Annotated in this window: 23 protein-coding genes; 4 read left to right on the top strand and 19 right to left on the bottom strand. The window is 69.7% G+C overall.

Annotated elements, in window-relative coordinates:
• Nucleotides 1-42: 42 nt before the first annotated feature.
• The 13 genes from nuoK to ABD793_RS20400 form a co-directional block, all read right to left on the bottom strand.
• Nucleotides 43-342, bottom strand: coding sequence for an NADH-quinone oxidoreductase subunit NuoK (gene nuoK, locus ABD793_RS20460; RefSeq protein WP_344862256.1), 300 nt, complete (start codon nt 340-342; stop codon nt 43-45).
• Complete coding sequence (locus ABD793_RS20455) at nt 339-1,217, bottom strand: NADH-quinone oxidoreductase subunit J (protein ID WP_344862254.1); 879 nt, start codon at nt 1,215-1,217, stop codon at nt 339-341. The genes nuoK and ABD793_RS20455 overlap by 4 nt, the downstream gene beginning before the upstream one ends.
• Complete coding sequence (gene nuoI, locus ABD793_RS20450) at nt 1,214-1,753, bottom strand: NADH-quinone oxidoreductase subunit NuoI (protein ID WP_344862252.1); 540 nt, start codon at nt 1,751-1,753, stop codon at nt 1,214-1,216. Before nuoI ends, ABD793_RS20455 begins: the two co-directional genes overlap by 4 nt.
• Nucleotides 1,740-3,098: an NADH-quinone oxidoreductase subunit NuoH gene (gene nuoH, locus ABD793_RS20445; protein WP_344862250.1), complete on the bottom strand. Its 1,359-nt coding sequence runs from the start codon at nt 3,096-3,098 to the stop codon at nt 1,740-1,742. The genes nuoI and nuoH overlap by 14 nt, the downstream gene beginning before the upstream one ends.
• On the bottom strand, nt 3,095-5,557 hold the full coding sequence (locus ABD793_RS20440; protein ID WP_344862248.1) for an NADH-quinone oxidoreductase subunit G: 2,463 nt from the start codon (nt 5,555-5,557) through the stop codon (nt 3,095-3,097). Before ABD793_RS20440 ends, nuoH begins: the two co-directional genes overlap by 4 nt.
• A complete protein-coding gene (gene nuoF / locus ABD793_RS20435; RefSeq protein WP_344862246.1) occupies nt 5,554-6,849 on the bottom strand; it encodes an NADH-quinone oxidoreductase subunit NuoF in 1,296 nt (431 codons plus the stop codon). The genes ABD793_RS20440 and nuoF overlap by 4 nt, the downstream gene beginning before the upstream one ends.
• Nucleotides 6,849-7,712 (bottom strand): NADH-quinone oxidoreductase subunit NuoE, encoded by an 864-nt coding sequence (gene nuoE / locus ABD793_RS20430; protein ID WP_344862244.1) that lies wholly within the window; start codon nt 7,710-7,712, stop codon nt 6,849-6,851. The genes nuoF and nuoE overlap by 1 nt, the downstream gene beginning before the upstream one ends.
• A complete protein-coding gene (locus ABD793_RS20425) occupies nt 7,709-9,043 on the bottom strand; it encodes an NADH-quinone oxidoreductase subunit D (RefSeq protein WP_344862242.1) in 1,335 nt (444 codons plus the stop codon). Before ABD793_RS20425 ends, nuoE begins: the two co-directional genes overlap by 4 nt.
• The gene (locus tag ABD793_RS20420; RefSeq protein ID WP_344862240.1) at nt 9,040-9,801 is read right to left on the bottom strand and encodes an NADH-quinone oxidoreductase subunit C; all 762 of its coding nucleotides are present in this window, start codon (nt 9,799-9,801) and stop codon (nt 9,040-9,042) included. The genes ABD793_RS20425 and ABD793_RS20420 overlap by 4 nt, the downstream gene beginning before the upstream one ends.
• A gap of 5 nt (nt 9,802-9,806) precedes the next feature.
• A complete protein-coding gene (locus tag ABD793_RS20415) occupies nt 9,807-10,355 on the bottom strand; it encodes a NuoB/complex I 20 kDa subunit family protein (protein WP_344862238.1) in 549 nt (182 codons plus the stop codon).
• Between the two features lie 4 nt (nt 10,356-10,359).
• The gene (locus ABD793_RS20410; RefSeq protein ID WP_344862493.1) at nt 10,360-10,770 is read right to left on the bottom strand and encodes an NADH-quinone oxidoreductase subunit A; all 411 of its coding nucleotides are present in this window, start codon (nt 10,768-10,770) and stop codon (nt 10,360-10,362) included.
• A gap of 439 nt (nt 10,771-11,209) precedes the next feature.
• Nucleotides 11,210-12,502, bottom strand: coding sequence for a geranylgeranyl reductase family protein (locus tag ABD793_RS20405; RefSeq protein WP_344862236.1), 1,293 nt, complete (start codon nt 12,500-12,502; stop codon nt 11,210-11,212).
• Nucleotides 12,503-12,511: 9 nt separating this feature from the next.
• Entirely contained in the window at nt 12,512-13,201 is a 690-nt protein-coding gene (locus ABD793_RS20400) for a demethylmenaquinone methyltransferase (protein WP_344862234.1), read from the bottom strand.
• 175 nt (nt 13,202-13,376) lie between these two features.
• Here ABD793_RS20400 and asnB point away from each other — a divergent pair, with 175 nt between their 5' ends.
• Nucleotides 13,377-15,209 (top strand): asparagine synthase (glutamine-hydrolyzing), encoded by a 1,833-nt coding sequence (asnB, locus tag ABD793_RS20395; RefSeq protein ID WP_344862232.1) that lies wholly within the window; start codon nt 13,377-13,379, stop codon nt 15,207-15,209.
• 83 nt (nt 15,210-15,292) lie between these two features.
• On the opposite strand, the gene ABD793_RS20390 is transcribed toward asnB, so the two are convergent.
• Nucleotides 15,293-15,889 carry a DUF4386 domain-containing protein gene (locus ABD793_RS20390; protein WP_344862230.1) on the bottom strand — a complete coding sequence of 199 codons (597 nt, stop codon included), beginning with the start codon at nt 15,887-15,889 and terminating at the stop codon, nt 15,293-15,295.
• Between the two features lie 148 nt (nt 15,890-16,037).
• On the opposite strand from ABD793_RS20390, the gene ABD793_RS20385 reads away from it, so the two are divergent.
• Nucleotides 16,038-16,508 carry a MarR family winged helix-turn-helix transcriptional regulator gene (locus tag ABD793_RS20385; RefSeq protein ID WP_344862228.1) on the top strand — a complete coding sequence of 157 codons (471 nt, stop codon included), beginning with the start codon at nt 16,038-16,040 and terminating at the stop codon, nt 16,506-16,508.
• 150 nt (nt 16,509-16,658) lie between these two features.
• On the opposite strand, the gene ABD793_RS20380 is transcribed toward ABD793_RS20385, so the two are convergent.
• Together ABD793_RS20380 and ABD793_RS20375 are read right to left on the bottom strand one after the other, a co-directional pair.
• Complete coding sequence (locus tag ABD793_RS20380) at nt 16,659-17,762, bottom strand: glycosyltransferase (RefSeq protein WP_344862226.1); 1,104 nt, start codon at nt 17,760-17,762, stop codon at nt 16,659-16,661.
• A 3-nt stretch (nt 17,763-17,765) separates the two neighbouring features.
• Complete coding sequence (locus ABD793_RS20375; RefSeq protein ID WP_344862224.1) at nt 17,766-18,836, bottom strand: glycosyltransferase family 4 protein; 1,071 nt, start codon at nt 18,834-18,836, stop codon at nt 17,766-17,768.
• Nucleotides 18,837-19,060: 224 nt separating this feature from the next.
• On the opposite strand from ABD793_RS20375, the gene ABD793_RS20370 reads away from it, so the two are divergent.
• Together ABD793_RS20370 and ABD793_RS20365 are read left to right on the top strand one after the other, a co-directional pair.
• Nucleotides 19,061-19,900 carry an inositol monophosphatase family protein gene (locus ABD793_RS20370; RefSeq protein WP_344862222.1) on the top strand — a complete coding sequence of 280 codons (840 nt, stop codon included), beginning with the start codon at nt 19,061-19,063 and terminating at the stop codon, nt 19,898-19,900.
• 65 nt (nt 19,901-19,965) lie between these two features.
• Nucleotides 19,966-20,349 carry a RidA family protein gene (locus tag ABD793_RS20365; RefSeq protein ID WP_344862220.1) on the top strand — a complete coding sequence of 128 codons (384 nt, stop codon included), beginning with the start codon at nt 19,966-19,968 and terminating at the stop codon, nt 20,347-20,349.
• 7 nt (nt 20,350-20,356) lie between these two features.
• Here ABD793_RS20365 and ABD793_RS20360 read toward each other — a convergent pair whose 3' ends face one another.
• The 3 genes from ABD793_RS20360 to menD all read right to left on the bottom strand — a co-directional run bounded on the left by ABD793_RS20360 (nt 20,357) and on the right by menD (nt 24,172).
• Nucleotides 20,357-20,800, bottom strand: coding sequence for a DUF3592 domain-containing protein (locus ABD793_RS20360; protein ID WP_344862218.1), 444 nt, complete (start codon nt 20,798-20,800; stop codon nt 20,357-20,359).
• A 22-nt stretch (nt 20,801-20,822) separates the two neighbouring features.
• Nucleotides 20,823-22,343 (bottom strand): M1 family metallopeptidase, encoded by a 1,521-nt coding sequence (locus tag ABD793_RS20355; RefSeq protein ID WP_344862216.1) that lies wholly within the window; start codon nt 22,341-22,343, stop codon nt 20,823-20,825.
• A 152-nt stretch (nt 22,344-22,495) separates the two neighbouring features.
• The gene (gene menD / locus ABD793_RS20350) at nt 22,496-24,172 is read right to left on the bottom strand and encodes a 2-succinyl-5-enolpyruvyl-6-hydroxy-3-cyclohexene-1-carboxylic-acid synthase (protein ID WP_344862214.1); all 1,677 of its coding nucleotides are present in this window, start codon (nt 24,170-24,172) and stop codon (nt 22,496-22,498) included.
• Nucleotides 24,173-24,178 lie beyond the last annotated feature (6 nt).

Below are 24,178 nucleotides of genomic sequence, written 5' to 3'. Positions count from 1 at the left end.
GCAGCGCCGCCATTGAGGGTGGGTGGAGGGGGTGCGGCGGACTCAGTACTTCAGCAGGTTGGTGTCGTCGACCGAGGCCGAGCGCCGGGTGCGGAAGATCGCCATGATGATCGCCAGGCCCACCACGACCTCGGCCGCCGCGACCACCATCACGAAGAACGCCATCACCTGGCCGTCCAGCCCGCCGTTGATGCGGGCGAAGGTGACCAGGGTGAGGTTCACCGCGTTGAGCATGAGCTCGATGCACATGAACACGACGATCGCGTTGCGGCGGACCAGAACGCCGACGGCGCCGATCGAGAACAGCAACGCCGACAGCAGCAGGTAGTAGCTCGGGGTCACTTTCCTTCCCCTTCCTCTTCGGCGTCGGCCGCCTCCGCGGGCTCGGCACCGATCAGCGCGTGCGCGTCCGGCTTCGGCCCCTCGTCCGCGATGAGCTTGCGCTCCCGCATGAGCTGGATCGCCGAGGTGGACTCGATGATCTCCGACAGCGACTCCGGGGCGACCGAACCGTCCGGCAGCAGCGCCGGGGTGGAGACCGAGTTCGCGGTGGCGAACACCCCGGGACCGGGCAGCGGCGACGGACGGTCGTGCTCACCGCGGAAACGCATCCTGACCAGCTCGCGCTGGGTGAGCTTGCCGCCCTTGGCGTTGCGGTCGGTGAACGCCAGCACCATCGCGCCGAGCGCGGCAGTGATCAGCAGTGCCGAGGTGAGCTCGAACGGGAACAGGTACTGGGTGAAGATGATCCGGCCGAGCCCGCCGGCCGCACCGCCTGCCACCGAGTACGGGTCGAGCGGCTGCGCGGGGGTCACGTTCACCAGCGAGCGGAACACCCCGGCCGCGATCAGCGCGGCGAGCCCGATGCCGAGCAGCGTGGCGGCCAGCCGCTGTCCGCGCAGCACCTCGACCACCGAATCGGAGCTCTCCCGCCCGACCAGCATCAGCACGAACAGGAACAGCATCATGATCGCGCCGGTGTAGACGATGATCTGGGTGAACCCGAGGAACGGCGCGGACTGCGTCATGTACAGCGCGCCGAGGCTCAGCATCGTGAGCACCAGCCACAGCGCCGAGTGCACGGCGTTGCGCGAGAAGATCATCCCCAGCGCACCGAGCAGCGAGAGCGGCCCGAGGATCCAGAACGCGATCGCCTCGCCCACCGACACCGACTGGTCGACCGCGGCTGGGGCCTGTGCGAGAACGGCGGCGATCACTGCTTCGCCTCCTGCTGCGTCTTGGCCAGTTCCGGACCGTTGACGTAGTAGTCCTGCTCGTTCTCACCGAGCCGCATCGGGTGCGGCGGCTGCTCCATCCCGGGCAGCAGCGGGGCCAGCAGGTCTTCCTTGGTGTAGATGAGCCGCTGCCGGTCGTCGTCGGCGAGTTCGTAAAAGTTGATCATGGTCAGCGACCGGGTGGGGCAGGCCTCGATGCACAACCCGCAACCGATGCAGCGCAGGTAGTTGATCTGGTAGTCGGCACCGTAGCGCTCGCCAGGGGAGAACCGCGCCTCCTCGGTGTTGTCGCCACCTTCCACGAAGATCGCGTCCGCCGGGCAGGCCCATGCGCACAGCTCGCAGCCGACGCACTTCTCCAGCCCGTCCGGATGCCGGTTGAGCTGGTGGCGGCCGTGGTAACGCGGCGCGGCCGGGGCACCTGCCTCCGGGTACTCCTCGGTGGCGACCTTCTTGAACATCATCCCGAAGGTGACGCCGAACCCCTTGATGGGATTGAGGAAGTCAGTTGCCGCCATTTTCTGCCCCTTCCTGTGCGGCGGCGGAGCCGACCTCGGCCGGCTTGCGCCGGGCGGCCCTCGCCTCCGCCTTGGCCAGCGCCTTCTGGCGCGGGGTGGCATCCGGAACCCGCAGGTCCAGCGGCGGCAACGGGTGCCCGCCGCCGGTGAGATCCACGTAGTCGGATTCCGGCAGCTTCTTGTCCGGCAGCGCGAGGCTCAGCAGCACCAGCACGACCAGCACGATGCCGACGCCGACGAGGATCTGCGGCCAGCTCCACTGGATGGTCTTGATCGCGACCACGACCACGATCCAGACCAGGTTCACCGGCACCAGCACCTTCCAGCCGAGGCGCATGAACTGGTCGTAGCGCATCCGCGGCAGCGTGCCGCGCAGCCAGATGAAGCCGAACAGCAGCGCGAACGTCTTGGCGAAGAACCAGAGGATCGGCCACCAGTTCTGGTTCAGCGCCGAATCGTCGCCGACGAACGGGAACCGCCAGCCGCCGAGGAACAACGTGGTGCAGAACGCCGAGACGATCACCATGTTCACGTACTCGGCGAGGAAGAACATCGCGAACTTCATCGAGCTGTACTCGGTGTGGAACCCGCCGACCAGCTCGGATTCGGCCTCCGGGAGGTCGAACGGCGCGCGGTTGGTCTCGCCGACCATCGAGATCACGTAGATCACGAAACTCGGGATGAGCATGTAGAAGTACCAGCCGTGCGACTGCGCGGCCACGATCTCCGAGGTCTGCAGCGAACCGGAGTAGAGGATCACCGCGACGATCGAGAGGCCCATTGCGATCTCGTACGAGATCACCTGCGCGGCCGAGCGCAGCCCGCCGAGCAGCGGATACGGCGACCCGGACGACCAGCCGGCGAGCACGATGCCGTAGACGCCGATCGAGGAGCAGGCCAGTACCACCAGCACCCCGACCGGCAGATCGACCAGCTGCAGGGTGGTCTGTTCCCCGAAGATCGACACGACCGGGCCGAACGGGATGGCCGCGAGCGCGATCAGTGCGGGTACCGCGGACAGCACCGGTGCGAGGAAGTACACCTTGCGGTCGGCGGTGTCCGGGATGATCTGTTCCTTGAACGGGAGCTTCAGCGCGTCGGCCAGCGACTGCAGATACCCGTTCGGGCCGACCCGGTTGGGGCCGGGCCGGTTCTGCATCCGGCCGACCGCCTTGCGCTCCCACACGATCAGGAAGATCGTCAGGATCGGCCCGATCAGCAGGATCACGACGGCCTTGATCAGGTAGAGCCACCAAGGGTCGTCGGCGAGGATCCTGGCCCGCTCGGCGGCATCCGGAAACGCGTCCGGCACCTGCGCGAGCAACTGCGTGAGCTGCGGGCTCACTGGTCACCTCCGGAGATCTGCACCAGCGCGCCGTGGCCGGCGGCCAGCGCGGAGCGAACGGCGGAACCGTCGGAGTTGCCGGGCAGCCACACGACGCCGTCCGGCAGGTCGGCGACCTCGACCGGCAGCGTGATCGCGCCCCGTTCGTTCGACACCTGCACGGTGGCGCCGAGTCCTTCGGCGGTCGTGGCCGAAAGCCGGGCCACCGGGGTCCGCTGGGTGCCCTTGAGGTGCGGTTCGCCGTCCTGCAGCGAACCGTTGTCGATCAACTGGCGCCAGGTCGCGAGCACCGCCTTGCCGTTCGGCGCCGTGGCGGCCGGGGCCGCGACGTCCGGGGCGGCCCCGGCGGTCCGGGCGGGCAGCAATTTGGCGAAGTCGCCCGCTGCGGCGGCCGGGGTCTGGGTGAACAGGTCCGTGTCCATTTCGACCGCGAGCGTGTCCAGCACCCGGCCGTCCGGCAGCGTGCCGGTGCCTTCCAGGGTGATGTCGAACTCGCGGCGGCGGCCCTCCCAGTTGAGGTAGCTGCCCGCCTTCTCTGCGGACGGCGCGACCGGCAGGACCACGTCGGCCCGTTCGGTCACCTCGCTCGCCCGCAGTTCCAGGCTGACCACGAACCCGGCGTTGTCCAGCGCACGCCGGGCGAGGTCCGGATCCGGCAGGTCCAGCGGGTCCACCCCGCCGACGACCAGTGCGTCCAGCTGACCGCCGGAAGCGGCCTGCAGGATGCCCGTGGTGTCCCGGCCCGGTTCGGCGGGAAGCGAAGCGCCCCAAAGCTTTTCCACCTCGGCACGAGCAGCCGCATCGGTCACCGCACGACCACCGGGCAGCAGCGTCGGCACGCAGCCTGTCTCCAGTGCACCCCGGTCACCGGCACGACGCGGGATCCACGCCAGCCGGGCGCCGGTGCGCTCGGTGAGCCGGTGCAGTGCGGAGAACAGGCCGGGCACCTCGGCGGCCCGTTCGCCGACCAGGATCACTGCGCCTTCTCCGCGCAGTGCCTCGTCGAGGTCGGCCGCGTGCTGGGCGATCCCGTCCACCGCGGCGGCCTCGGCACCCGGCAGGCAGGCCAGCAGCTCGCCGAAGGTCTTGCGCACCGAGGAGGTGCTCCACTGTCCCAAGTGGACGACGCGGGTGTGGTTCTTGCGGGCCGCCTTGCGCAGCCGCAGGAACACGATCGGCGCCTCGTCCTCCGGTTCGAAGGCCACGCACAGCACCGTGCGGGCCCGCTCGATCTCCCCGAAGGTCACGCCGGTCTCCGGCGTGCGGCCCAGCACCGTCGAGCCGAGGAAGGCCAGCTCCTCGGCCGAATGCGGCCGGGCGCGGAAGTCGATGTCGTTGGTACCCAAGGCGACCCGGGCGAACTTCGAGTACGCGTAGGCGTCCTCGACGGTCAGCCTGCCACCGGTGAGCACGCCCGCGCCGGCGCCCTCGCGGGCCTTGAGCAGTCCGGCCGAGGCGATCCGCAGCGCGTCGGTCCAGGACGTCTCTTCCAGCTCACCGGCCTCGTTGCGGACCAGCGGGCGACGGATCCGGTCCCCGGCCTGCAGATAGCGGAACGCGAAGCGGCCCTTGTCGCACAGCCACTCCTCGTTCACCTCCGGATCGTCGCCGGCCAGCTTGCGCTGCACCTTGCCGCGCCGGAAGTCGGTCCGTTCCGCACAGCCGGACGAGCAGTGCTCGCACACGCTCGGCGAGGACACCAGGTCGAACGGCCGGGACCGGAACCGGTACGCCGCGCTGGTGAGCGCGCCGACCGGGCAGATCTGGATCACGTTGCCGGAGAAGTAGGACTGGAACGGCTGGCCGCTCGTGGTACGGGCGGCCAGGTCCAGCACGTCCGCGGTCTCCGCGGTGCCGATCTGCTGGTGCGCCCCGCGTTCGAGCAGCTCGATGAACGGGTCACCGGCGATCTGCGCGGAGAACCGCGTGCAGCGCTGGCACAGCACGCACCGTTCGCGGTCGAGCAGCACCTGCGTGGAGATCGGCAGCGGTTTCGGGAAGGTGCGCTTGGTGTCCACGAACCGCGAATCGGTGCGGCCGTGTGCGAGTGCCTGGTTCTGCAGCGGGCACTCACCGCCCTTGTCGCAGATCGGGCAGTCCAGCGGGTGGTTGATCAGCAGCAGCTCCATCACGCCCTGCTGCGCCTTGTCCGCGACCGGCGAGGTGAGCTGCGTCTTCACCACCATGCCGTCGGCGACCGTCATGGTGCACGAGGCCTGCGGCTTCGGCATCGGCCGGCCGCCCATCTCCACCTCGACCAGGCACTGGCGGCAGGCGCCTGCCGGGTCGAGCAGCGGATGGTCGCAGAACCGCGGGATGACCGTGCCGAGCCGTTCGGCGGTGCGGATCAGCAGCTCGCCCTTGGGCGCGATGACCTCTTCACCGTCGATGGTCAGCTTCACGTGGCCTTCGGGGACCGGGGTTTCCTCGGTCGTTGCCTTGTCGGGCGCGATCGTCATGCCTGCGCTCCCACCAGTTCGTGCGCCGTTGCCGAGCCCTGCTGCCGGTCGCAGAGCGCGCGGAATTCCTCACGGAAGTACTTGATGCCGCTGGTGATCGGCGAAACCGCACCGTCACCGAGCGCGCAGAAGGACCGGCCGAGGATGTTGTCGCACACGTCCAGCAGCGTGTCGATGTCCTCGGCGGTGCCGTTGCCCTCGACCATCCGCTCGAGGATCTGGGTGAGCCAGTACGTGCCCTCCCGGCACGGCGTGCACTTGCCGCACGATTCGTGCTCGTAGAACTGCGTCCACTTCATCACCGCCCACGGCACCGAGACGGTCTCGTTGAAGACCTGCACCGCGGTGGTGCCGAGCATCGAACCGGCCTCGGCGGCGCCCTCGAAATCGAGCGGGATGTCCAGGTGCTCGGCGGTGAACATCGGGGTCGACGAACCGCCGGGGGTCCAGAACTTGAGCGGGATGCCGTCCTTCATGCCGCCGGCCAGCTCCAGCAGCTCGCGCAGCGTGGTGCCGAGCGGGCATTCGTACTGGCCGGGCTTTTCGACGTGCCCGGAGATCGAGTAGATCTTCGGGCCCGGCGACTTCTCCCGGCCCATCTCACGGAACCAGTCCGAACCGGCGTTGATGATGTAGGGCGCGGACGCGATCGTCTCCACGTTGTTCACCGTGGTCGGCGCCGCGTACAGGCCGGCGGCCGCGGGGAACGGCGGCTTGAGCCGGGGCTGCCCGCGGCGGCCTTCGAGCGAATCGAGCAGCGCCGTCTCCTCGCCGCAGATGTACGCGCCGGCCCCGGCGTGCACGGTCAGCTCGAGGTCCCAGCCGCTGCCGAAGATGTTCTTGCCGAGGTAGCCCTTCCGGTACGCCTCGCGCGTGGCCGCGTTGAGCCGGCGGATGCAGTGCAGCGCCTCGCCGCGGACGTAGATGAAGCAGTGGTGCGAACGCATTGCGTACGAGGCGATGATGCAGCCCTCGATGAGCGAGTGCGGGTCCGCCATCATCAGCGGGATGTCCTTGCAGGTGCCCGGTTCGCCCTCGTCGGCGTTGATCACCAGATAGTGCGGCTTGTCCTCGTTCGGCGGCATGAACGACCACTTGACACCCGCCGGGAAGCCCGCGCCGCCCCGGCCGCGCAGCCCGGAGTCCTTGACCACCTGCACGAGCTGCTCGGGCGTCGCGGCCAGTGCCTTGCGCGCCGCGGTGTAGCCCTCCAGCTGCTCGTAGGTCTCGATCCGCCAGGATTCCGGGGACAGCCAGCGCTTCGTGAGAACCGGAGTGATGGGATCGGCCATTACTTTTTCTCCACTTCTGGAAGCGGAACATCCTGCGCGCCCGGCGCCGACCAGCCGCGGTCGGTCGCGATCTGCGCGCCCCGCAGCGTTTCGACGGCCTGCGACGGTCCGTCGACGTCACCGCGGTAGGTCGCCTCGTCGTCCGGGAAGAACCCGGCGAGCTGCAGTTCGGCACCCTTGAAATCGCTCAGCGGGGCGCCCCGCGTCGGGGCCGGCTTCGTGCCCGCCCGCAGCGCATCGACCAGTTCGACCGCCTTCTCCGGGGTCTGGTTGTCGAAGTACTCGTAGTTGACCTGCAGCACCGGACCGAGGTCGCAGGCGGCGAGGCATTCCGCGTGCTCCAGCGTGATCGAGCCCGGTTCACCCGGCGTACCCGCGGTTTCCTCGTGCCCCAGCGGGCTTTCCGCCGACCCGAGGTGGGTCTGGAGCTTGCGGTAGATGTCGTCGCCGCCCAGCGCCGCGCACAGCGTGTTGGTGCACACGCTCACCAGGTGCTCACCACAGGGACGGCGCTTGTACATCGTGTAGAACGTGGCGACCGCGCTGACCTCGGCATCGGTCAGGTCGAGCTGGCGGGCGCAGAACCCGATGCCCTCCTGGCTCACGTAACCCTGCACCGACTGCACCAGATGCAGCATCGGCAGCAGCGCCGAACGCGACACCGGGTAACGCGCGATGATCTCCTTCGCCTGCCGTTCGGTGTCCGCGTCGAAGATGTCCGCGGCCGGAGCGTCGGCCAGGATCCCTTCCGCGACAGCGGGTTCCGGTGCGATGCCGACGACGTCGGTGTCGCCGCCCGCGGCCGCGTGCGTGGTCTTCGCGTCGTGCGGTCCCGGTTCCGGGACTGCGGTCGGGTGCGTCATCGGTCCACTCCCCCCATCACCGGGTCGATCGAGGCGACCGCGGCGATCACGTCGGCCACCAGCCCGCCCTCGGCCATCGCGGGCATCGCCTGCAGGTTCACGAAACTGGGCTCCCGCATGTGCACGCGCAGCGGCCGGGTGCCGCCGTCGGACACCAGGTGCGCGCCGATCTCGCCACGGGGCGACTCCACCGGCACGTAGACCTGGCCCGGCGGCACGTGGAAGCCCTCGGTGACGAGCTTGAAGTGGTGGATCAGCGATTCCATCGACTGGCCCATGATCTTCTTGACGTGCTCGAGCGAGTTGCCCATGCCGTCGCTGCCGATGGACAGCTGCGCGGGCCAGGCGACCTTCTTGTCCTCGACCATCACCGGCCCCGGTTCGAGCTTCTTGAGCACCTGCTTGATGATGCGCAGGCTCTGGTGCATCTCCTCGACCCGGATCAGGTACCGCGCCCAGCAGTCCGCATCGGTCGAGGTCGGCACGTCGAACTCGAACTCGTCGTAACGCGAGTACGGCTCGGTCTTGCGCAGGTCCCACGGCAGGCCGGCGGAACGCAGGATCGGGCCGGTCATGCCGAGCGAGAGGCATGCGTCCAGCGGCAGCACGCCGACTCCCTTGAGCCGGTCCCGCCAGATCGGCTGCCCGGTGAACAGCTTGTCGTACAAGGGAAGGCGCTGGTCCATCACCTTGCAGAACTCGGTGACCTTCTCCTCGAAGTCCTCGGGCATGTCCTGTGCGAGCCCGCCGGGGCGGATGAACGCGTGGTTCATCCGCAGTCCGGTGAGGTGCTCCAGCAGGTGCAGCACGACCTCGCGCTCGCGGAAGCCGAGCGTCATCGCCGTGGTGGCACCGAGCTCCATGCCGCCGGTCGCGATGTAGACCAGGTGCGAGCCGATCCGGTTGATCTCCAGCAGCAGCACGCGCAGCAGCTCGGCACGCGGCGGCGCCTTGATGCCGAGCAGCTTCTCCACCCCGAGGCAGTAGGCCATCTCGGTGGACAGCGGCGCGAGGTAGTCCATCCGCGTCACGAACGTGACGCCCTGGGTCCAGGTGCGGTACTCGCAGTTCTTCTCGATCCCGGTGTGCAGGTAGCCGATGACCGACCGCAGCTGCGTGACGGTCTCGCCCTCCATCTCCAGCACGAGCCGGAGCACGCCGTGCGTGGACGGGTGCTGCGGGCCCATGTTGATGACCATGCGCTCGTCGTGCGCGGCGTCCGCGACGACGTCTTCCCAGTCACCGCCGGACACCGAGTAGACGCGGCCCTCGGTGGTCTCGCGGGAGTCGGCGTATTCGGGGGTCTCGGTGGTGTCGTCGTTGATGGTCACGAGTACGACCTCCGCTGGTCCGGCGGCGGGATTTCCGCGCCCTTGTATTCGACCGGGATCCCGCCGAGCGGGTAGTCCTTGCGCTGCGGGTGGCCGTCCCAGTCGTCCGGCATGAGGATCCGGGTCAGCGCGGGGTGCCCGTCGTAGATGATGCCGAACATGTCGTAGGCCTCGCGCTCCTGCCAGTCCGCGGTCGGGTACAGCCCGACCAGCGACGGCACGTGCGGGTCCTCGACGTCGAGGGTCACCTCGAGCCGGATCCGGCGCCGGTAGGTCATCGACGTGAAGTGGTAGACCGAGTGCAGCCGCTGCGGCACGTCCACGCCGTAGTCCACGCCGGACACCGAGCTGAGCAGTTCGAATCGCAGGCCCGCGTCGTCGCGCAGCACACCGGCAATGCCGACCAGATGCTCGCGGTCGACGTAGAAGGTGATCTCGTCGCGGTACACCGTGGTCTGCAGGATCGCCGACACCGGAATGTGGTTGTCCGCCAGCGCGGCGTACAGCTCGTCGGCGAACTCGTCGAACCAGCCGCCGTACGGGCGTTCCGCGGGCGGCGGGCTGAAGGCCGGCAGCCGCAGGCCGCCGTAGCCGGAGGTGTCGCCGCTGCCGGTGACGCCGAACATGCCCTTGCGGGTGCGGCCGGAGACGACCGGTTCGGCCGGGCGCGTGCCCTGCGGTTCGAGGCCGCCCTCCGGCCGCTCCGCGCTGGACTGCTCCCCGCCGGTTTCGGGCTTCTCTTCTGGGTTTTCGGGCACCGGACTCACTTCTTCGCGTACTTGATCGAGGACGGGATCAGTTCGGTGCGCGCACCGCTGGCCGCGCGCAGTGCGGCACGGCGGGCGTTGATCGGCTCGTCCTGAACCTTGGCGTGCAGCTTGAGGATCGCGTCGAGCAGCATCTCCGGGCGCGGCGGGCAGCCGGGCAGGTACATGTCGACCGGCACCACGTGGTCCACGCCCTGCACCACGGCGTAGTTGTTGAACATCCCGCCGGAGGAGGCACACACGCCCATCGCCAGCACCCACTTGGGCTCGGCCATCTGGTCGTAGATCTGGCGCAGCACCGGCGCCATCTTCTGGGTCACCCGCCCGGCCACGATCATCAGGTCGGCCTGCCGCGGAGTGGCGCTGAACCGCTCCATGCCGAACCGGGCGATGTCGTAGCGGGACCCGCCCGCGGTCATCATCTCGATCGCGCAGCAGGCGAGGCCGAAGGTGGCCGGCCACATCGAGTTCTTGCGCGCCCAGTTGACCAGGCCCTCGAGACTGGCCAGCAGGATGCCGTTGGGGAGTTTCTCTTCCAGACCCATGGGCTCAGTTCCAATCCAGGCCGCCGCGCCGCCACACGTAGGCGTAGGCGAAGCCGACCGTAACGATGAACAGCAGGATCTCCACCAGGCCGAACACGCCGAGCGCGTTGGCGTTCACCGCGAACGGGTAGAGGAACACCATCTCGATGTCGAACAGGATGAACAGCATCGCGGTGATGTAGTACGCCACCGGCATCCGGCCGCCGCCGACCAGCGGCTGCGGCGACGGTTCGATACCGCATTCGTAGGCCGAGAGCTTCGCCCGGTTGAAGCGGCGCGGCCCGACGAGCGGGCCGAGCGACACCGAGAACACGGCGAACGCGGCCGCGAGCACGAACAGCAAAACGAGCGGCAGGTACACCTTCAGGCCGGGCGCCGCCGGTCCGGGATCGGCCTGCGCCAGCACGGACACCATCAGCACGGGATCTTTCGCCATCCTTTCCGCGCCGCTGCGGGTTGCTTCTCGGGTGGTGGTCCGAGTCCTCGTCGGCACCCTAAGGGAGCTGGGTCACACCGCCGAGGGTCAGGGCACCCTTACGGCCCGTGGCCGGGTCGCAAGGTGCTTGTGAAATAGTTCACAAGCCACTCGTCGCGGTTGTGAAGCGATTCACAAAGCATGGGGGGAGTGTAGGACGCGAGTCACACGGTTGTCCCTAGGGGCCGTGGTATAAGGCTTACCTAACTTGACCGGACGGCCAACACGGTGCGGTTCCGGCCGCAGTGGCGAGACCTGCGGTAAAGGGTTCTTGAGGAACCGCGCCGGACCGTGATCCGGACTCGATCTTGTGACGTATCCCACCTGACCGGCCGGACAACCACTGCTCCGGCCGAGTACTTCCGCGGGCCGGACCGGGTCAGCGCGGGCTCGGCGTCGCGCGGGACAGCGCCGCGATCAGCCGATCGACCCCGTCCCCGCCGCGTGCGTCGTAGCAACCGGAAAGTCCCTTGTACACCAACGGAAGGATCTTGTTGATGCGGAGTCCGTACTTGGTCGCCGCATGCATGACCGCGGGCTTGCCGATCAGTTTGGCGAACACGTTGCCGAGCCGGTAGTAGCCGCCCATCAGATCGGCAACGGCACGCGGGTAGCCGGCCAGCGCGCGTTCCCGCGACGGCCCTTCCGGGCGCGCCAGCGCCTGCACCACGACCTCGGCGGCGAGCTGTGCGGACTCCATCGCGGCCGAGATGCCCTCACCGTTGAACGGGCTCACCATGCCGCCGGCGTCGCCGAGCAGGAGCAGGCCGTCGCGGTAGTGCGGGGTGCGGTTGAAGCCCATCGGCAGTCCGGCACCGCCGACCTTGCCCACCGCGTTCTCCTCGCGGTAGCCCCATTCCTCGGGCGTGCCGTCGAGCCACTGACGCAGCAGCGCGCGGTAATCGGTGTTGCGGAAGGAGGCCGAGGTGGACAGCATGCCGAGCCCGATGTTGACCGTGCCGTCGCCGAGCGGGAACGCCCAGCCGTAGCCGGGCAGCAGCTTCGGGTTCCGCGGATCCGAGCGGTCCCACAGCTCCAGGTGTCCCTCGATGAACGGGTCGTCGTGCCGCGGGCTCTTGTAGTAACGCCGGACCGCGACGCCCATCGGGCGCTTCTCGTTCTTCTCGATGCCGACGCTCAGCGCGAGCCGCGCGGAAACACCGTCGCAGGCCAGCACGAGCGGCGCGTGGTAGCTCACCGGCGTCTTTTCCGGGCCGACCTTCGCCTCGACGCCGACCACGCGCCCCGCGGCGTTGGTGATCGCGTTGGTCACGGCGGTGCGCTCGTACAGCCGGGCACCCGCTTTGACCGCGGTCTTCGCCAGCAGGTCGTCGAAATCCTGGCGGGTGCGTGCGACGCCATAGGGCGGGTAGCTGGTGAGGTCGGGCCAGTCGAGTTCCAGCGTGAGGTCGCCGGTGAGGATGCGCAGCCCGCGGCTGTGCACCCAGCCCGCCTCCTGGCTGGTGTCGAGGCCGAGGTCGATCAGCTGCTTCACGCCCCGGGGCGTGAGCCCGTCGCCGCAGACCTTCTCGCGCGGGAACGCGGTTTTCTCCAGCAGCAGCACGTCGACACCCGCGCGGGCGAGGTAGGTGGCCACGGTGGAACCGGCCGGTCCGGCACCGACCACGATCACTTCGGCGTCGTGGTCAGGGCTGCGGCGCGAGGTCGTCATGCCCCGAGTTTAGAGAGGCTTCTTCGCCCGGTGGACGGCGACGACGCCGAATGTGAGGTTCAGCCATTCCACCTCGGTCCAGCCTGCGCTCGCGATGGTCTCGCCGAGCGCCCGCTGGTCCGGCCAGGCGAGCATGGACTCGGCCAGGTAGGAGTAGGCCTCCGGATTCGACGAGGACCGGCTGCCGACCCAGGTGAGCAGCTTGAGGATGAACCGCCGGTAGACGAACCGGATGGGCGCGAACGTCGGCGTGGACACCTCGCAGATCACCAGCCGGCCGCCCGGTTTGGCCACCCGCAGTATCTCGGTCAGCGCCGCCTTGGTGTCCACGAAGTTACGCAGCGCGAGCGAGATCGTCACCGCGTCGAAGCTGTCGTCGGCGAAGGGCAGGTGCAGTGCGTCCGCGGCGACCATCGGCACCTTCCGGTGCAGGCCGGCCTTGAGCATCCCGACGGAGAAGTCCGCGGCGAGGCACCAGGCGCCGCCGCGCGCGTACTCGACGGTGGAAACGCCGGTGCCTGCCGCGAGGTCGAGCACCCGCTCCCCCGGCCGCGCGTCCAGCGCCCGCGCCGTGGTGGTCCGCCACCGCCGGTCGAAGCCGAACGTCATGAACGAGTTGGCCCGGTCGTAACCGGTCGCGACGCCGTCGAACATCGCGGCGACATCGCGGGGATCCTTGTCCAGGCTGGCGCGTGGCATACCGGTGAATCTAGCCAGCGCTGCCCGGTTCGTCGCGGGCCGGGCCGTTTCCGGCACTTTCCGGCACGGTCTGCTCGCAGTACGTCACTCCTTTGCCGGGTAGTCCGATGATCATCGTGCGGTTAATAGTTAGTTAGCACAGGCAACATATGGCTGTAACAAGGAAGGGCGCTTTATGTGTGGCATCACGGGCTGGGTTTCGTTCCATCGCGACCTGACGCGGGAGGCCGCCGAACTGGACGCGATGACCGCGACCATGTCCTGCCGCGGCCCGGACGCGAGCGGCACCTGGGCCGCCCCGCACGCCGCGCTCGGGCACCGCAGGCTCGCCGTGATCGATCTGCCCGGCGGCGCGCAGCCGATGACCGTGGACACCCCGGACGGACCGGTCGTGATGGTCTACTCGGGCGAGGCGTACAACTTCACCGAACTGCGTGCCGAACTACGCCGCCGGGGCGCGAAGTTCACCACCGACTCGGACACCGAGGTCGTGCTGCGCGGGTACGTCGAGTGGGGCGAAGCGATCGTCGAGCGGCTGAACGGCATGTACGCCTTCGCCATCTGGGACACCCGGACCGACAAGCTGGTGATGATCCGCGACCGGATGGGGATCAAGCCGTTCTACTTCTACGAGACCGAGGACGGCGTGCTGTTCGGCTCCGAGCCGAAGGCGATCCTGGCCAACCGGCTGGCGGACAGCGTGCTCACCACGGACGGGCTGCGGGAGCTGTTCGCCTTCGCCAAGACCCCTGGCCACGCGGTGTGGGACGGCATGCGTGAGCTGCGCCCGGGGCACCTCGCCGTCGTCGACCGTTCCGGGCTGCGCGAGACGTGCTACTGGAAGCTCGAGGTCACCGACCACACCGACAGCACCGAGGACACCGTCGGACACGTCCGTTCGCTGCTCGACGACATCATCCGGCGCCAGCTCGTCGCCGACGTACCGCGCTGCACGCTGCTTTCCGGCGGGCTGGACTCGTCCGCGATGACCGCGATCGCCGCACTGCAGCTGCAGGAGCAGGGCGAGGTGGTGCGCAGCTTCGCGGTCGACTTCCCCAACCAGGCGGAAAACTTCCGCGCCGAGGACATCGCACCGACCCAGGACACCCCGTACGTGCACGCGGTGGCCGAGCACATCGTCTGCGAGCACAAGGACATCATGCTCGACGGCGCGGCGATGGCCGATCCGGCCACACGGGCCGCCGCGGTCGGCGCACGGGACCTGCCGATCGGGCTCGGCGACCGGGACAACTCGCTGTACCTGCTGTTCAAGGCGATCCGCGAGGAGTCGACGGTCGCGCTGTCCGGTGAGTCGGCGGACGAGGTGTTCGGCGGCTACCCGTGGTTCCACAACGAACAGCGCGAAGCCGATACGTTCCCATGGCTGGCCAACAACAAATCGCCGATCAGCCCGGCCTCGCTGATGCACGAGGACCTCACCGCGAAGCTGGACCTGGAGACCTACAAGGCAGACCAGTACCGCGAAGCACTGCGCGACGTGCCCTACCGCGACGACGAAACCGGGCTCGAACGCCGGATGCGCGAGGTCTGCCACCTGCACCTGACCCGGATGGTGCAGAGCCTGCTCGACCGCAAGGACCGGATGTCGATGGCGGTCGGCCTCGAGGTCCGCGTGCCGTTCTGCGACCACCGGCTCGTGCAGTACGTGTTCAACACGCCGTGGTCGCTGAAGACCTACGACGGCAGGGAGAAGAGCATCCTGCGCGGCGCCACCCGGAACGTGCTGCCGGAGTCGGTGGCGAACCGGAAGAAGAGCGGTTACCCGGGCAGCTTCGATCCGGCCTACCTTGCCGCCATCCAGTCGCACGCCCGTGCTCTGGTCTCGGCCGACCACTCGGTGCTGGAGTTCTACAACCGGGACGCGGTGCTGGCGGCGACCGGCGCGGGCATCGCCGAAATCACCAACCAGCAGCGATCCGGCCTGGAGCGGTTCCTCGACTTCGCCACCTGGATGGACCTGCGCAAGCCGACACTCAAGCTCGACTGAGGAGATTCCGCCCGGACCACTGCCGCTCCGGACGGCGAGGCCCCAGCCGATCGACGGCTGGGGCCTCCCCGTCGGTGGGGCGTTCAACGGACCTGGTGCCGATCGTGCGGCAGCAGCACGCTGATCAGCACCAGCCAGAGCAGCCCGCCGAACCGGCCGATCGGGATCAGCGGGTACAACGCCGGGGTCAGCAGGGCGAAGGTGGCGAGCACCGCCACGACCGCGAGCACCAGGCCGGCGATCGATACCCAGCGCGGCAGCAGGTGCAGGAACACCGCGGGCACCGCGACCCCGGCGATCAGCAGCGCGAGCGGCACCACGAAACCGGGGCCGCCGGTGGCGAACGCGAAGCTGGTCAGCGCACGGGCCACCGCGGGTGCGGCCGGGTCCGCGGCCTGCGCCGCGGTCCAGGTGACAAGCCCGCTGACCGCGAGCGAGGCCGCGGACAGCACTCCCCCGGCCAGCCCGATCGCCGCACCCGGCGCGGTGACCCCCAGCTTGCGCTGCCTGCGGTAGACCGTCGCGGCCCAGATCGCCAGCGGGACCGAGGCGCCGAACACCACGAACGCGAGCAGGCCGAGCAGCCCCTGATGACCGAGGTCGTACGCGGTCACCTCGGAGGCGGTCGAGTCCGGCCGGGTCCCGGCGGCGCCGATGGCCGCGGACGCGACGGTCAGCACCCCGAACGCGAGCGCGGGGCGAGCAGCGGTGGTCCACCCTGTGGCCGGGCACGAGTCGCGGTTGCCATGGAAACCTCCAGGTCAATTAGTTTCACTGACGTAACGGTTACACTAGATAAATGGATTGTCAACGGATATGGTTCCGTTCATGCAAGAACCTCCTCCGACCGGCAGCGCCTTCCTGCTCGCCCAGCTCGGCGCCCACGCGACCCGGCGGTTCACCGAGCGCATCGCGGAACTGGACCTCACGCCGCCGCAGACCGGGCTGCTCCGCGTGATCGCGCGCCGGCCGGGCGAAAGCCAGCAGGTGCTCGCGGCGGAACTCGGCACCCCGCCGACCCGCCTGGTGGCACTGGTCGACGGACTCGAGCAGCGCGGCCTCATCGAGCGACGGCGCAACCCACAGGATCGCCGCCTCTACGCCGTGCACCTCAGCGACAAGGGCCGCGAAACGATGCGCGCACTCGCGAAAGTCGGTGCGGCACACGAGGAAGAGCTGACCTCTGCACTGTCCACAGAGGAGCGTATGGTGCTGCACGGGCTACTCGGGCGCATTGCCGAGACGCACGGGTTGAGCCAGGGGGTACATCCCGGCTACCGCGACCTCGACCGGCCCTGAGGATCCGTTCCTGAGGATCCGTTCCTGAGGATCCGTTCCTGAGGATCCGTTCCTGAGGATCCGTTCCTGAGAGTCCGTTCCTGACCGGGCCGTTCCCAAGCAGCCGTTCGCGAGCAGCCCTTCCCAAGCAGCCGTTCGCGAGCGGTGGCCTCAGCCCAGCGCAGCCAGCATCCCGCGGACCGAATCCGGCCACGCGAATTCCTCCGCGCGTGCTCTGGCCGCGGCGCGGCGGAGGTCTTCCGGACGGTCCAGCAATCCGGTCACCGCGGTGGCGAACGCCGGGGCGTGGTCGTCCACCGCGGCACCGCAACCGGGGCGCACGATCTCGCGCAGCGCCGACGACGCCGAGACCACCACCGGCGTACCGGAGGCCAGTGCCTCCAACGCGGCGAGGCCGAATGTCTCATGTGGACCCGGGGCGAGCGAAACGTCGGAGGTGGCCAGCAAACGGGCCACCTCGTCCCGGCCGGGCAGGAAGCCGAGGAAGGTCACCGGCAGACCGCGTGCCCGGCGTTCCAGCGCACGCCGGCGTGGCCCGTCCCCGGCAATGACCAGGCGGACCCGCGCACCCGATTCGGTCAGCTCGGCCACCGTGTCCACACTGCGTTCCACGTGCTTCTCCGGCGACAACCGGCCACAGTGGACCAGCAGTGCGTCGGCGCGGCCGGCCAACGCGAGCCGCCAGCGCTCGTCCCGCATGGACGGCGCGAACGTGGCCAGATCGACGCCGAGCGGCACCCGGCGCACGTTCGGCGCGGCGATCCGGTCGAACTCGGCCCGCGCGAAGGAGGTCGTACAAACCACCGTGTCGTAGCTCGCGGCCATCCGGCGGTTGGCTGCGTCCGCGACGTGCCGGGCCACCGGCTGGGGCAGCAGAAACTGCTCCAGCAGCCGGTCGAGGCGTTCGTGTGAGATCACCGTGCTGGGCACCCCGTGCCGCCGCGCCCAGTTGCCCATCCCGCGCAACGTCAAACGGTCAGAGACTTCCAGGCGGTCCGGTTCGAGCCGGCGCAGCACGGCGCGCACCCGATGCGGATCGACCGCGCGATAACCACCGGTGCCGGGGATCCGCGGCGCGGGCAGGGAGTACCGGCGCACCCCGGTGGGCAGGGTTTCCACCGCGTAGCGGGTGCCCGGCACCACGAGTGTCACGTGGTGCCCGCTGGCGACGTACCCGGCCCCGAGGTGGTGCAACGCAGTGCGCAGCCCGCCCGAGCGCGGTCCGTAGAAGTTCGCCAGCTGGACGATGTGCACGACTCAAGCCGCGCGTGCGACTCGGCCCTGTACCGCCTCGTAGTGCCTCACCAGTTCCCGGCACACCGCAGGCCACGTACGGCCCAGCACGACCTTGCGCGCCTTCTCGCCCAGCCGCGCCCGCAGTGCCGGATCACGCAGGTGCTCGACCTTCTCCGTCAGCGCCGGTCCGAACTGCTCCCGCTCGGCCGGCAGCAGATAGCCGGTACGGCCGGGCAGCACCAGGTCCTTCGGCCCGCCTGCATCCGGCGCCAGCACCGGCAGCCCCGATGCCATCGCCTCCTGCACGGCCTGGCAGAACGTCTCGTGCGGGCCGGTATGCACGAAGACGTCCAGGCTCGCGTAGGCGGTGGACAACTCGTCGCCGTACTTCGCGCCGAGGAACGCCGCACCGGGCAACTGCTCGCGCAGCACGGGCAGTTCCGGACCGTCGCCGACCACCACCAGACGCACCCCCGGCACCCCGGCCAGCGCGGTCAGCCGGTCGACCTCCTTTTCCGGGGCGAGCCTGCCGACGAAACCGACCAGCAGTTCACCGTTCGGCGCCAGTTCCGCACGCAATGCCGGATCCCGGTGTTCCGGGGAGAACCGGGCGACGTCCACCCCACGGGCCCAGCGGTGTACCCGGGGCACCCCGTGCAGTTCCAGCTGTTCCATCGCGTCGGACGACGGCGCGAGGGTGCGGTCGGCGCGCGAGTGCAGCCGGCGCACCCAGCGCCAGGCCGCGCGGGCGCCGATCCCGAAGCCGTACGACGTGGCGAAACCGGCGATGTCGGTCTGGTAGACCGCGACCGAAGGCACCCGCAGCCGTCTGGCCGCAGCCAGCCCGCGTGCGCCGACGACGAACGGGGACGCCAGATGCACCACGTCCGGGCCGAAATCGGCCAGCGCGGTGAGCACCGTGCGGGTCGGCAGTCCGATCGGCAACGAGTGCACGCCCGGCACGTCGAACGCCGGGATCCGGACCACCGGCGCACCGCGGTAGCGCTCCGGTCCCGTCCCCGGCGCCACCACCAGCACCTCGTGCGCGGCCTCGACCAGGTGCTCGACGACCCGCAGCACGGAGTTCGTCACGCCGTTCACCTGGGGCAGGAAACTTTCGGTGACTATGGCGACTCGCACCCGGCCACTGTCGCACCGGTGCGCACGAGATGGACCAATCCCGCGTAACCGCCCGGCCAACGGCCGCGGAACACTGCGCAGCGTCCGCTGACGAGCACAGGCTGTCGATCAATTCGCCTCGACATGTCATCTCCAGGACGCGTGCCGGACACCAGGGCCGCCCAGACTAAGCAGGCATGACCCTCTTGTCCTCCAGGCCGTCCCGGCCCGTGGAGCCGGGGCTGCTCTCGAGGGCACTCGAGGTGGCCGGCCGGCTGGCCAACGACGCCACCGACGTGATCACCGCGACGGCAGGCCGCGGCGCCCACCCGGCAACGCTGGACTCGCCGTTCGACTGGGTCACGGACACCGACCGGATCCTGGAACGGCACACCCGGCGTGTGCTGACCGCGGAATTCCCCGGTATCCCGGTCGTCGGCCACGAGTTCGGTGCGGACCACGGTGCGGACGTCGCCGCCTACCGCTGGGTGGTCGATTCCGTGGACGGCACCGCCAACTACGTCGCCGGCGTGCCGTGGTGCGCCTACAGCCTGGCGCTGGTCGACGCGTCCGGTCCGGTGGTCGGCGTGGTGGCCGATCCGTACCGGGCGCAGATCTACGCCGCCGCGCGCGGCCGTGGCGCCCGCGCCAACGGCAAGCCGATCCAGCTGGTGGACCGCCCCGGCACGGCGGGCGCGCTCGTCTGCACGGAGCTGGCACGCAAGGGCCCGTGGCCGGGGATGGGCGAGTTCATCGAACGTGCCGCCGCGGCGCACGCCGGCGTGCGGGTGCTCGGCTCCGCCGCGCTGTCCATCGCGCAGGTCGCGCTCGGCCACGCTGCCGCGGCCGTACTGCACAGCTACCACGAATGGGACGTCGCGGGCTCGGTGGCGATGGCGATCGAGGTCGGCGCGGTGGTACTCGACAAACACGGCGAGGACACCGCACTGCCCACCGACGGCCTGCTGGTCGCCGCACCCGGCGTTGCCGACGAGGTGCTGCGGTGGTGGCAGGAAACGGCGGCGGCAGCCGGCTGAACCGGATTATCGTGGCGGGACGATCGCACCTGCCGGTGCGGTCCGCGTCGCGGTGAGGAGTCTTCGTGCCCGAGTACCTGCTCCGCCCGGAAGGGCTGCCACCCACCAACGGTTTCAGCCACGCCGTGGTGTTCACCGGCAGGCAGATCGCAGTGTCCGGTCAGGTCCCGCTCACCGCGGACGCGACCCTGGCAGGCGAGGACGCGGAAACCCAGATCCGGCAGGTGTTCGCCAACCTGCGCACCGCACTGGCCGCGGCCGGCGCCGGGTTCGAGCACGTGGTGAAGCTGACCTACTTCCTCACCGACCTCGCCGATGTACCCGTACTGCGTGCGGTCCGCGACGAGCACATCGACCCGCAACAACCGCCGGCCAGCTCACTCATCCAGGTGGCCGGACTGGTCGACCCGCGCTTCCGCGTCGAGATCGAAGCGCTGGCCGCGGTCTGACCGGCGTTCAGCCGGGCACCGGCACCCGGTCGCGGTTGATCAGCCGGCGCAGCCACCACAGCAGCGGGCCGGCGATCAGCCAGGTGACCACCACCGTGATGCCGAGTGGCAGCAGGGTCAGGTTCGCCGAACGGCCTGCCACGCGGGCGAGGTCGGGATTGGTGGCGTCGTACTCGATGAGCACCAGCTGACCCGCGGCGAGGCCGGAGGGGTAGAGCACCCCGGTGGCCGGGCTGTGCACGACGCCGTCCGGGGTCTGGTACTGGATGATCGTGCGGTCGAAGGCCACCGACTCCACGGTGGCGGTGGCCGTGCCCGGATGGGCTTCGATCGCGTTGTCGTTGCGGATCGCGGCGAAGAGCAGGCCGACGCACATCACGGTGAGGAGCAAGGCGACACCGAGCACAACGAACCACCCGATGCGCCTCGCCCGCTCACTCCTGCTGCTCACGCCGCGAGCGTAGCGGTCCCGCTCAGTGCTCGTGCTCCGTGGCGAGCAACCGGTGGTTGGCCTGGATCTGGTCGTAGGACTTCGGCTTGGCCGCCGCCGACCGGGACGTCGCCACGCCGGCCGCGGCGGGGCCGTTCGGGCCGGTCGCCGGCTTGCCCGCGGTGTAGAGCCAGGTCTGGAACAGCTCGTGCAGCGGCTTGCCGGAGACCTTCTCCGCCAGCGCGATGAACTCCTGGATCCGGCCGTCCTTTCCGGACTTCGCCACCTGCCAGTCCTGCAGGATCCGGAAGAACGCGTCGTCCCCGACGGCCGTGCGCAGCGCCTGCAGCGTCAGCGCGCCGCGGTCGTACACGGCGCTGTCGAACTGGTTGTCCGCGCCGGGGTCCGCGGGCACGACCTTCCACAGATCGGCGTCGGCCGCGTTGGAGTCGTAGGTGTACTGCGCGAGATCGGCGACGGTGCCTTCGCCCTCGTGCTCGGACCACAGCCATTCGGCGTAGGAGGCGAACCCCTCGTTCAGCCAGATGTCGCTCCACCGGCCGAGCGAGACGTTGTCGCCGTACCACTGGTGCGCGTTCTCGTGCGCGATCAGCGTGGTGTTGGAGCCGGCGGTGAAGTTCTTGAGGCCGTAGGTGGGCCGGGTCTGGTTCTCCAGCGAGAACGTGATCCCGCTGGTCACCACGCCGCCCTCGGCCTCGAACGGGTAGGGCCCGAACTTCGAGGCGAGGAACGCGTTGATCTCCGGGGTGCGCTCGACGCTGGCCTCCGCCGCGCCGCGGGAGTCCCCGAGGTCGGACCCGTATGCGGTGATGAACGGCTTGCCGTCCGGCGTCGTCGACTGGCGCACGTCGTACTTGCCGACGATGAACGAGGTCAGGTAGGTCGCCTGCGGGTGCGTGCTGCGCCAGTTCCACCGCGTCCACCCGGCCCGGCTCTTGCTCTGGCGCACCAGGGTGCCGTTCGTGATCGCGGCAAGGCCGTCCGGCGCCTCGATCGAGACGTCGTAGGTGGCCTTGTCGGTGGGGTGGTCGTTGGAGGGGAACCACCACTGCGCGCTTTGCGGCTCGTCCACGCCGAGCGCACCGAAGGAGCCGTTCTTCCAGCCGTTGAGGCCGTCGATCTGTTCGGTGGACGGGGTATCGGAGTAGTTCACCACGACGGTCGCGGTCTGTCCCTTGGCCAGCGCTTCGGCGGGGGTGATCACGAGCTCGCCGTTGCCGTCGGAGTTGGTGAACTTCGCGGGCCGGTTGTCGATGAGCACGCTGGAAGCCTTGAGCGCGAAGTCGAGGTCGAACTGCGAAAGGTCCTGTGTGGCGGTGATCAGCAGGGTGGTGGTGCCGGACAGCTGATCGGTCTCCGGCTGGTAGCTGAGCCGGATGTCGTAGTGCAGCACGTCGGTGCCGCCGTTGCCGGCGTTGGGGTAGTACGGATCGCCTGCGCCCGGCGCGCCTGGTGCGGGCGCCGCCCCGGCGGCGTTGGCGAGCAGCACGGACACGATCCCGGCCGCGACCACCCCGACCCCGGCACGAGTTCTCGATCTCATGGTTCCTCCTGAAAAAGTGAGCAGCGCGAACGAACGTATCCAGGCCTACTGGCCCCAGGTACGTCCGAAGGAAGGTTCTTACCCACTGGGACGAGCCGCCGTCGAGCACCGCCGATGCGCGACTGCCTGCGGCACCGCCCGCGCGGAGGGATTCAGACCTGCGAAACGGCTTCCGCGACCGCGGTGCGCAGCCGTCCGTGCAGGCCCCGGTGCCGGGTGCGGTCCACCCGGACCTCCACCACCCGCAGGCCGGGTGCCGGGCGCAGTGCGGCCCGGAACTCCGGCAGCGTCTCGGCCAGCACATAGGGCACCCGGTATCCCGCGCACAACGCGCCGAGGTCGGCGCCGTGCGGGGTGCCGAAAACGCGCTCGAAGCTGTCCGCGTGGTCGGGGGCGCCCTGTTCCAGCAGCGAGAAGATGCCGCCGCCGTCGTCGTTCAGCACCACGATCGTGAGGTCCGGGCGTTGTTCGGCAGGACCGGTGAGCAGGCCCGACGCGTCGTGCAGGAACGTCAGGTCCCCCAGCAGCGCGTACGACGGCTCCCGGTGCACGGTGGCCGCACCGATCGCGGTGGACACCGTGCCGTCGATACCTGCGACGCCGCGGTTGCGGTGCACCAGCACGTCCGGGCGCAGCCGTCCGGCCAGCGCGACGTCCCGCGTCGGGTTCGACGAACCCACCACCAGCAGTGCGCCTTCGGGCAGGGCGTCCACCAGCTCGACCGCCATCCGCAGCCCGCTCGGCCACGGTTCGTCGGACAACGTCGTGGACACCGCCGCCGCGGCGGCCGCGTCGGCCCGCTGCCAGCTTGCCAGCCATTCCGGATCGGCCGGTTTCGTCGGTTCGGCAAACCACTGCCCGACCTGCCGCACGTTGTGCGCCGGCGCGGGCCAATCCGAGTCCGGTCGCACCAGCAGCACCTCGACCGCCGGATCCGACAGCACCTTCTGCACCTGCCGGAACACCGTCGGACGGCCGAGGCACAGCACCTGCTCCGGACGGTGCCGTGAAATGAACTCCTCCACCCCGAGCAACCACGCGCCGGACGAGATGGCGGTACCGCCGGAAAGGCCGAGCCCACCGGTCTCCGACACCACCGGCCAGCCGTGCTGCTCGGCCCATTCGCTGGCCGCCTGCGCCCCGGTGTCGCACGCGATCACCAGGCCGTGTCGCGCCGAAGGGACCACGAACGAGGGCAGCGCCCCGAAGTCCGGCAGCTCGGTCCAGCGGGCGCCGCCGGGGCGGCCCTCCAGCGACTCGAACCATTCGCCGTCGTCGTCGAGATCCGGCACCAGCGGCTCGCGGAACGGGATGTTCAGATGCACCGGACCGCAGCGCCATTCGCCGTACGCGGCGTTCCACGCGCGGCAGATCTGGCTGCGCCAGTAGGAGTTCTGGCCCGCCCTGCGTTCGCCGACGGCCAGCTCGTCGAAGTAGCGCACGGCGTCGCCGTAGAGCTGGTACTGGTCGATCACCTGGCTCGCACCGGCCGCCCGCAGCTCCGGCGGCCGGTCGGCGGTGAGCACGATCAGCGGCACGCCTGCCCGGTCGGCCTCCAGCACGGCCGGATGGAAGTTCGCCGCCGCGGTGCCGGAGGTACAGACCACCGCGGCCGGCCTGCCGGTGCGCGCGGCGATGCCCAGCGCGAGGAAGGCCGCGCCGCGCTCGTCGATGCGCACGTGCAGCTGGACCCGCCCGGCGGCGGCCGCGTCGTACAGCGCGATGGACAGCGGCGCGTTGCGGGAACCGGGACAGAGCACGACGTGCGAGACAGTGTTCCGGACGAGTTCGTCGACGATGACCCTTGCCTGCGCGGTGGAAGGGTTCACCGGCAG

This window comes from Amycolatopsis ultiminotia (assembly GCF_039536925.1).
GTDB classification, from domain to species: Bacteria; Actinomycetota; Actinomycetes; order Mycobacteriales; family Pseudonocardiaceae; genus Amycolatopsis; species Amycolatopsis ultiminotia.
This window is presented reverse-complemented; position numbering and strand designations above follow the sequence as displayed.

Coding starts and splice junctions, on each gene's coding strand:
- ABD793_RS20355 (WP_344862216.1), bottom strand. CDS start 22,343: ATGAGATCGAGAACTCGTGCCGGGGTCGGGGTGGTCGCGGCCGGGATC.
- nuoI (WP_344862252.1), bottom strand. CDS start 1,753: ATGGCGGCAACTGACTTCCTCAATCCCATCAAGGGGTTCGGCGTCACC.
- ABD793_RS20415 (WP_344862238.1), bottom strand. CDS start 10,355: ATGGGTCTGGAAGAGAAACTCCCCAACGGCATCCTGCTGGCCAGTCTC.
- ABD793_RS20405 (WP_344862236.1), bottom strand. CDS start 12,502: ATGACGACCTCGCGCCGCAGCCCTGACCACGACGCCGAAGTGATCGTG.
- ABD793_RS20370 (WP_344862222.1), top strand. CDS start 19,061: ATGACCCTCTTGTCCTCCAGGCCGTCCCGGCCCGTGGAGCCGGGGCTG.
- nuoF (WP_344862246.1), bottom strand. CDS start 6,849: ATGGCCGATCCCATCACTCCGGTTCTCACGAAGCGCTGGCTGTCCCCG.
- asnB (WP_344862232.1), top strand. CDS start 13,377: ATGTGTGGCATCACGGGCTGGGTTTCGTTCCATCGCGACCTGACGCGG.
- ABD793_RS20410 (WP_344862493.1), bottom strand. CDS start 10,770: ATGGTGTCCGTGCTGGCGCAGGCCGATCCCGGACCGGCGGCGCCCGGC.
- ABD793_RS20385 (WP_344862228.1), top strand. CDS start 16,038: ATGCAAGAACCTCCTCCGACCGGCAGCGCCTTCCTGCTCGCCCAGCTC.
- ABD793_RS20440 (WP_344862248.1), bottom strand. CDS start 5,557: ATGACGATCGCGCCCGACAAGGCAACGACCGAGGAAACCCCGGTCCCC.
- nuoE (WP_344862244.1), bottom strand. CDS start 7,712: ATGACGCACCCGACCGCAGTCCCGGAACCGGGACCGCACGACGCGAAG.
- ABD793_RS20400 (WP_344862234.1), bottom strand. CDS start 13,201: ATGCCACGCGCCAGCCTGGACAAGGATCCCCGCGATGTCGCCGCGATG.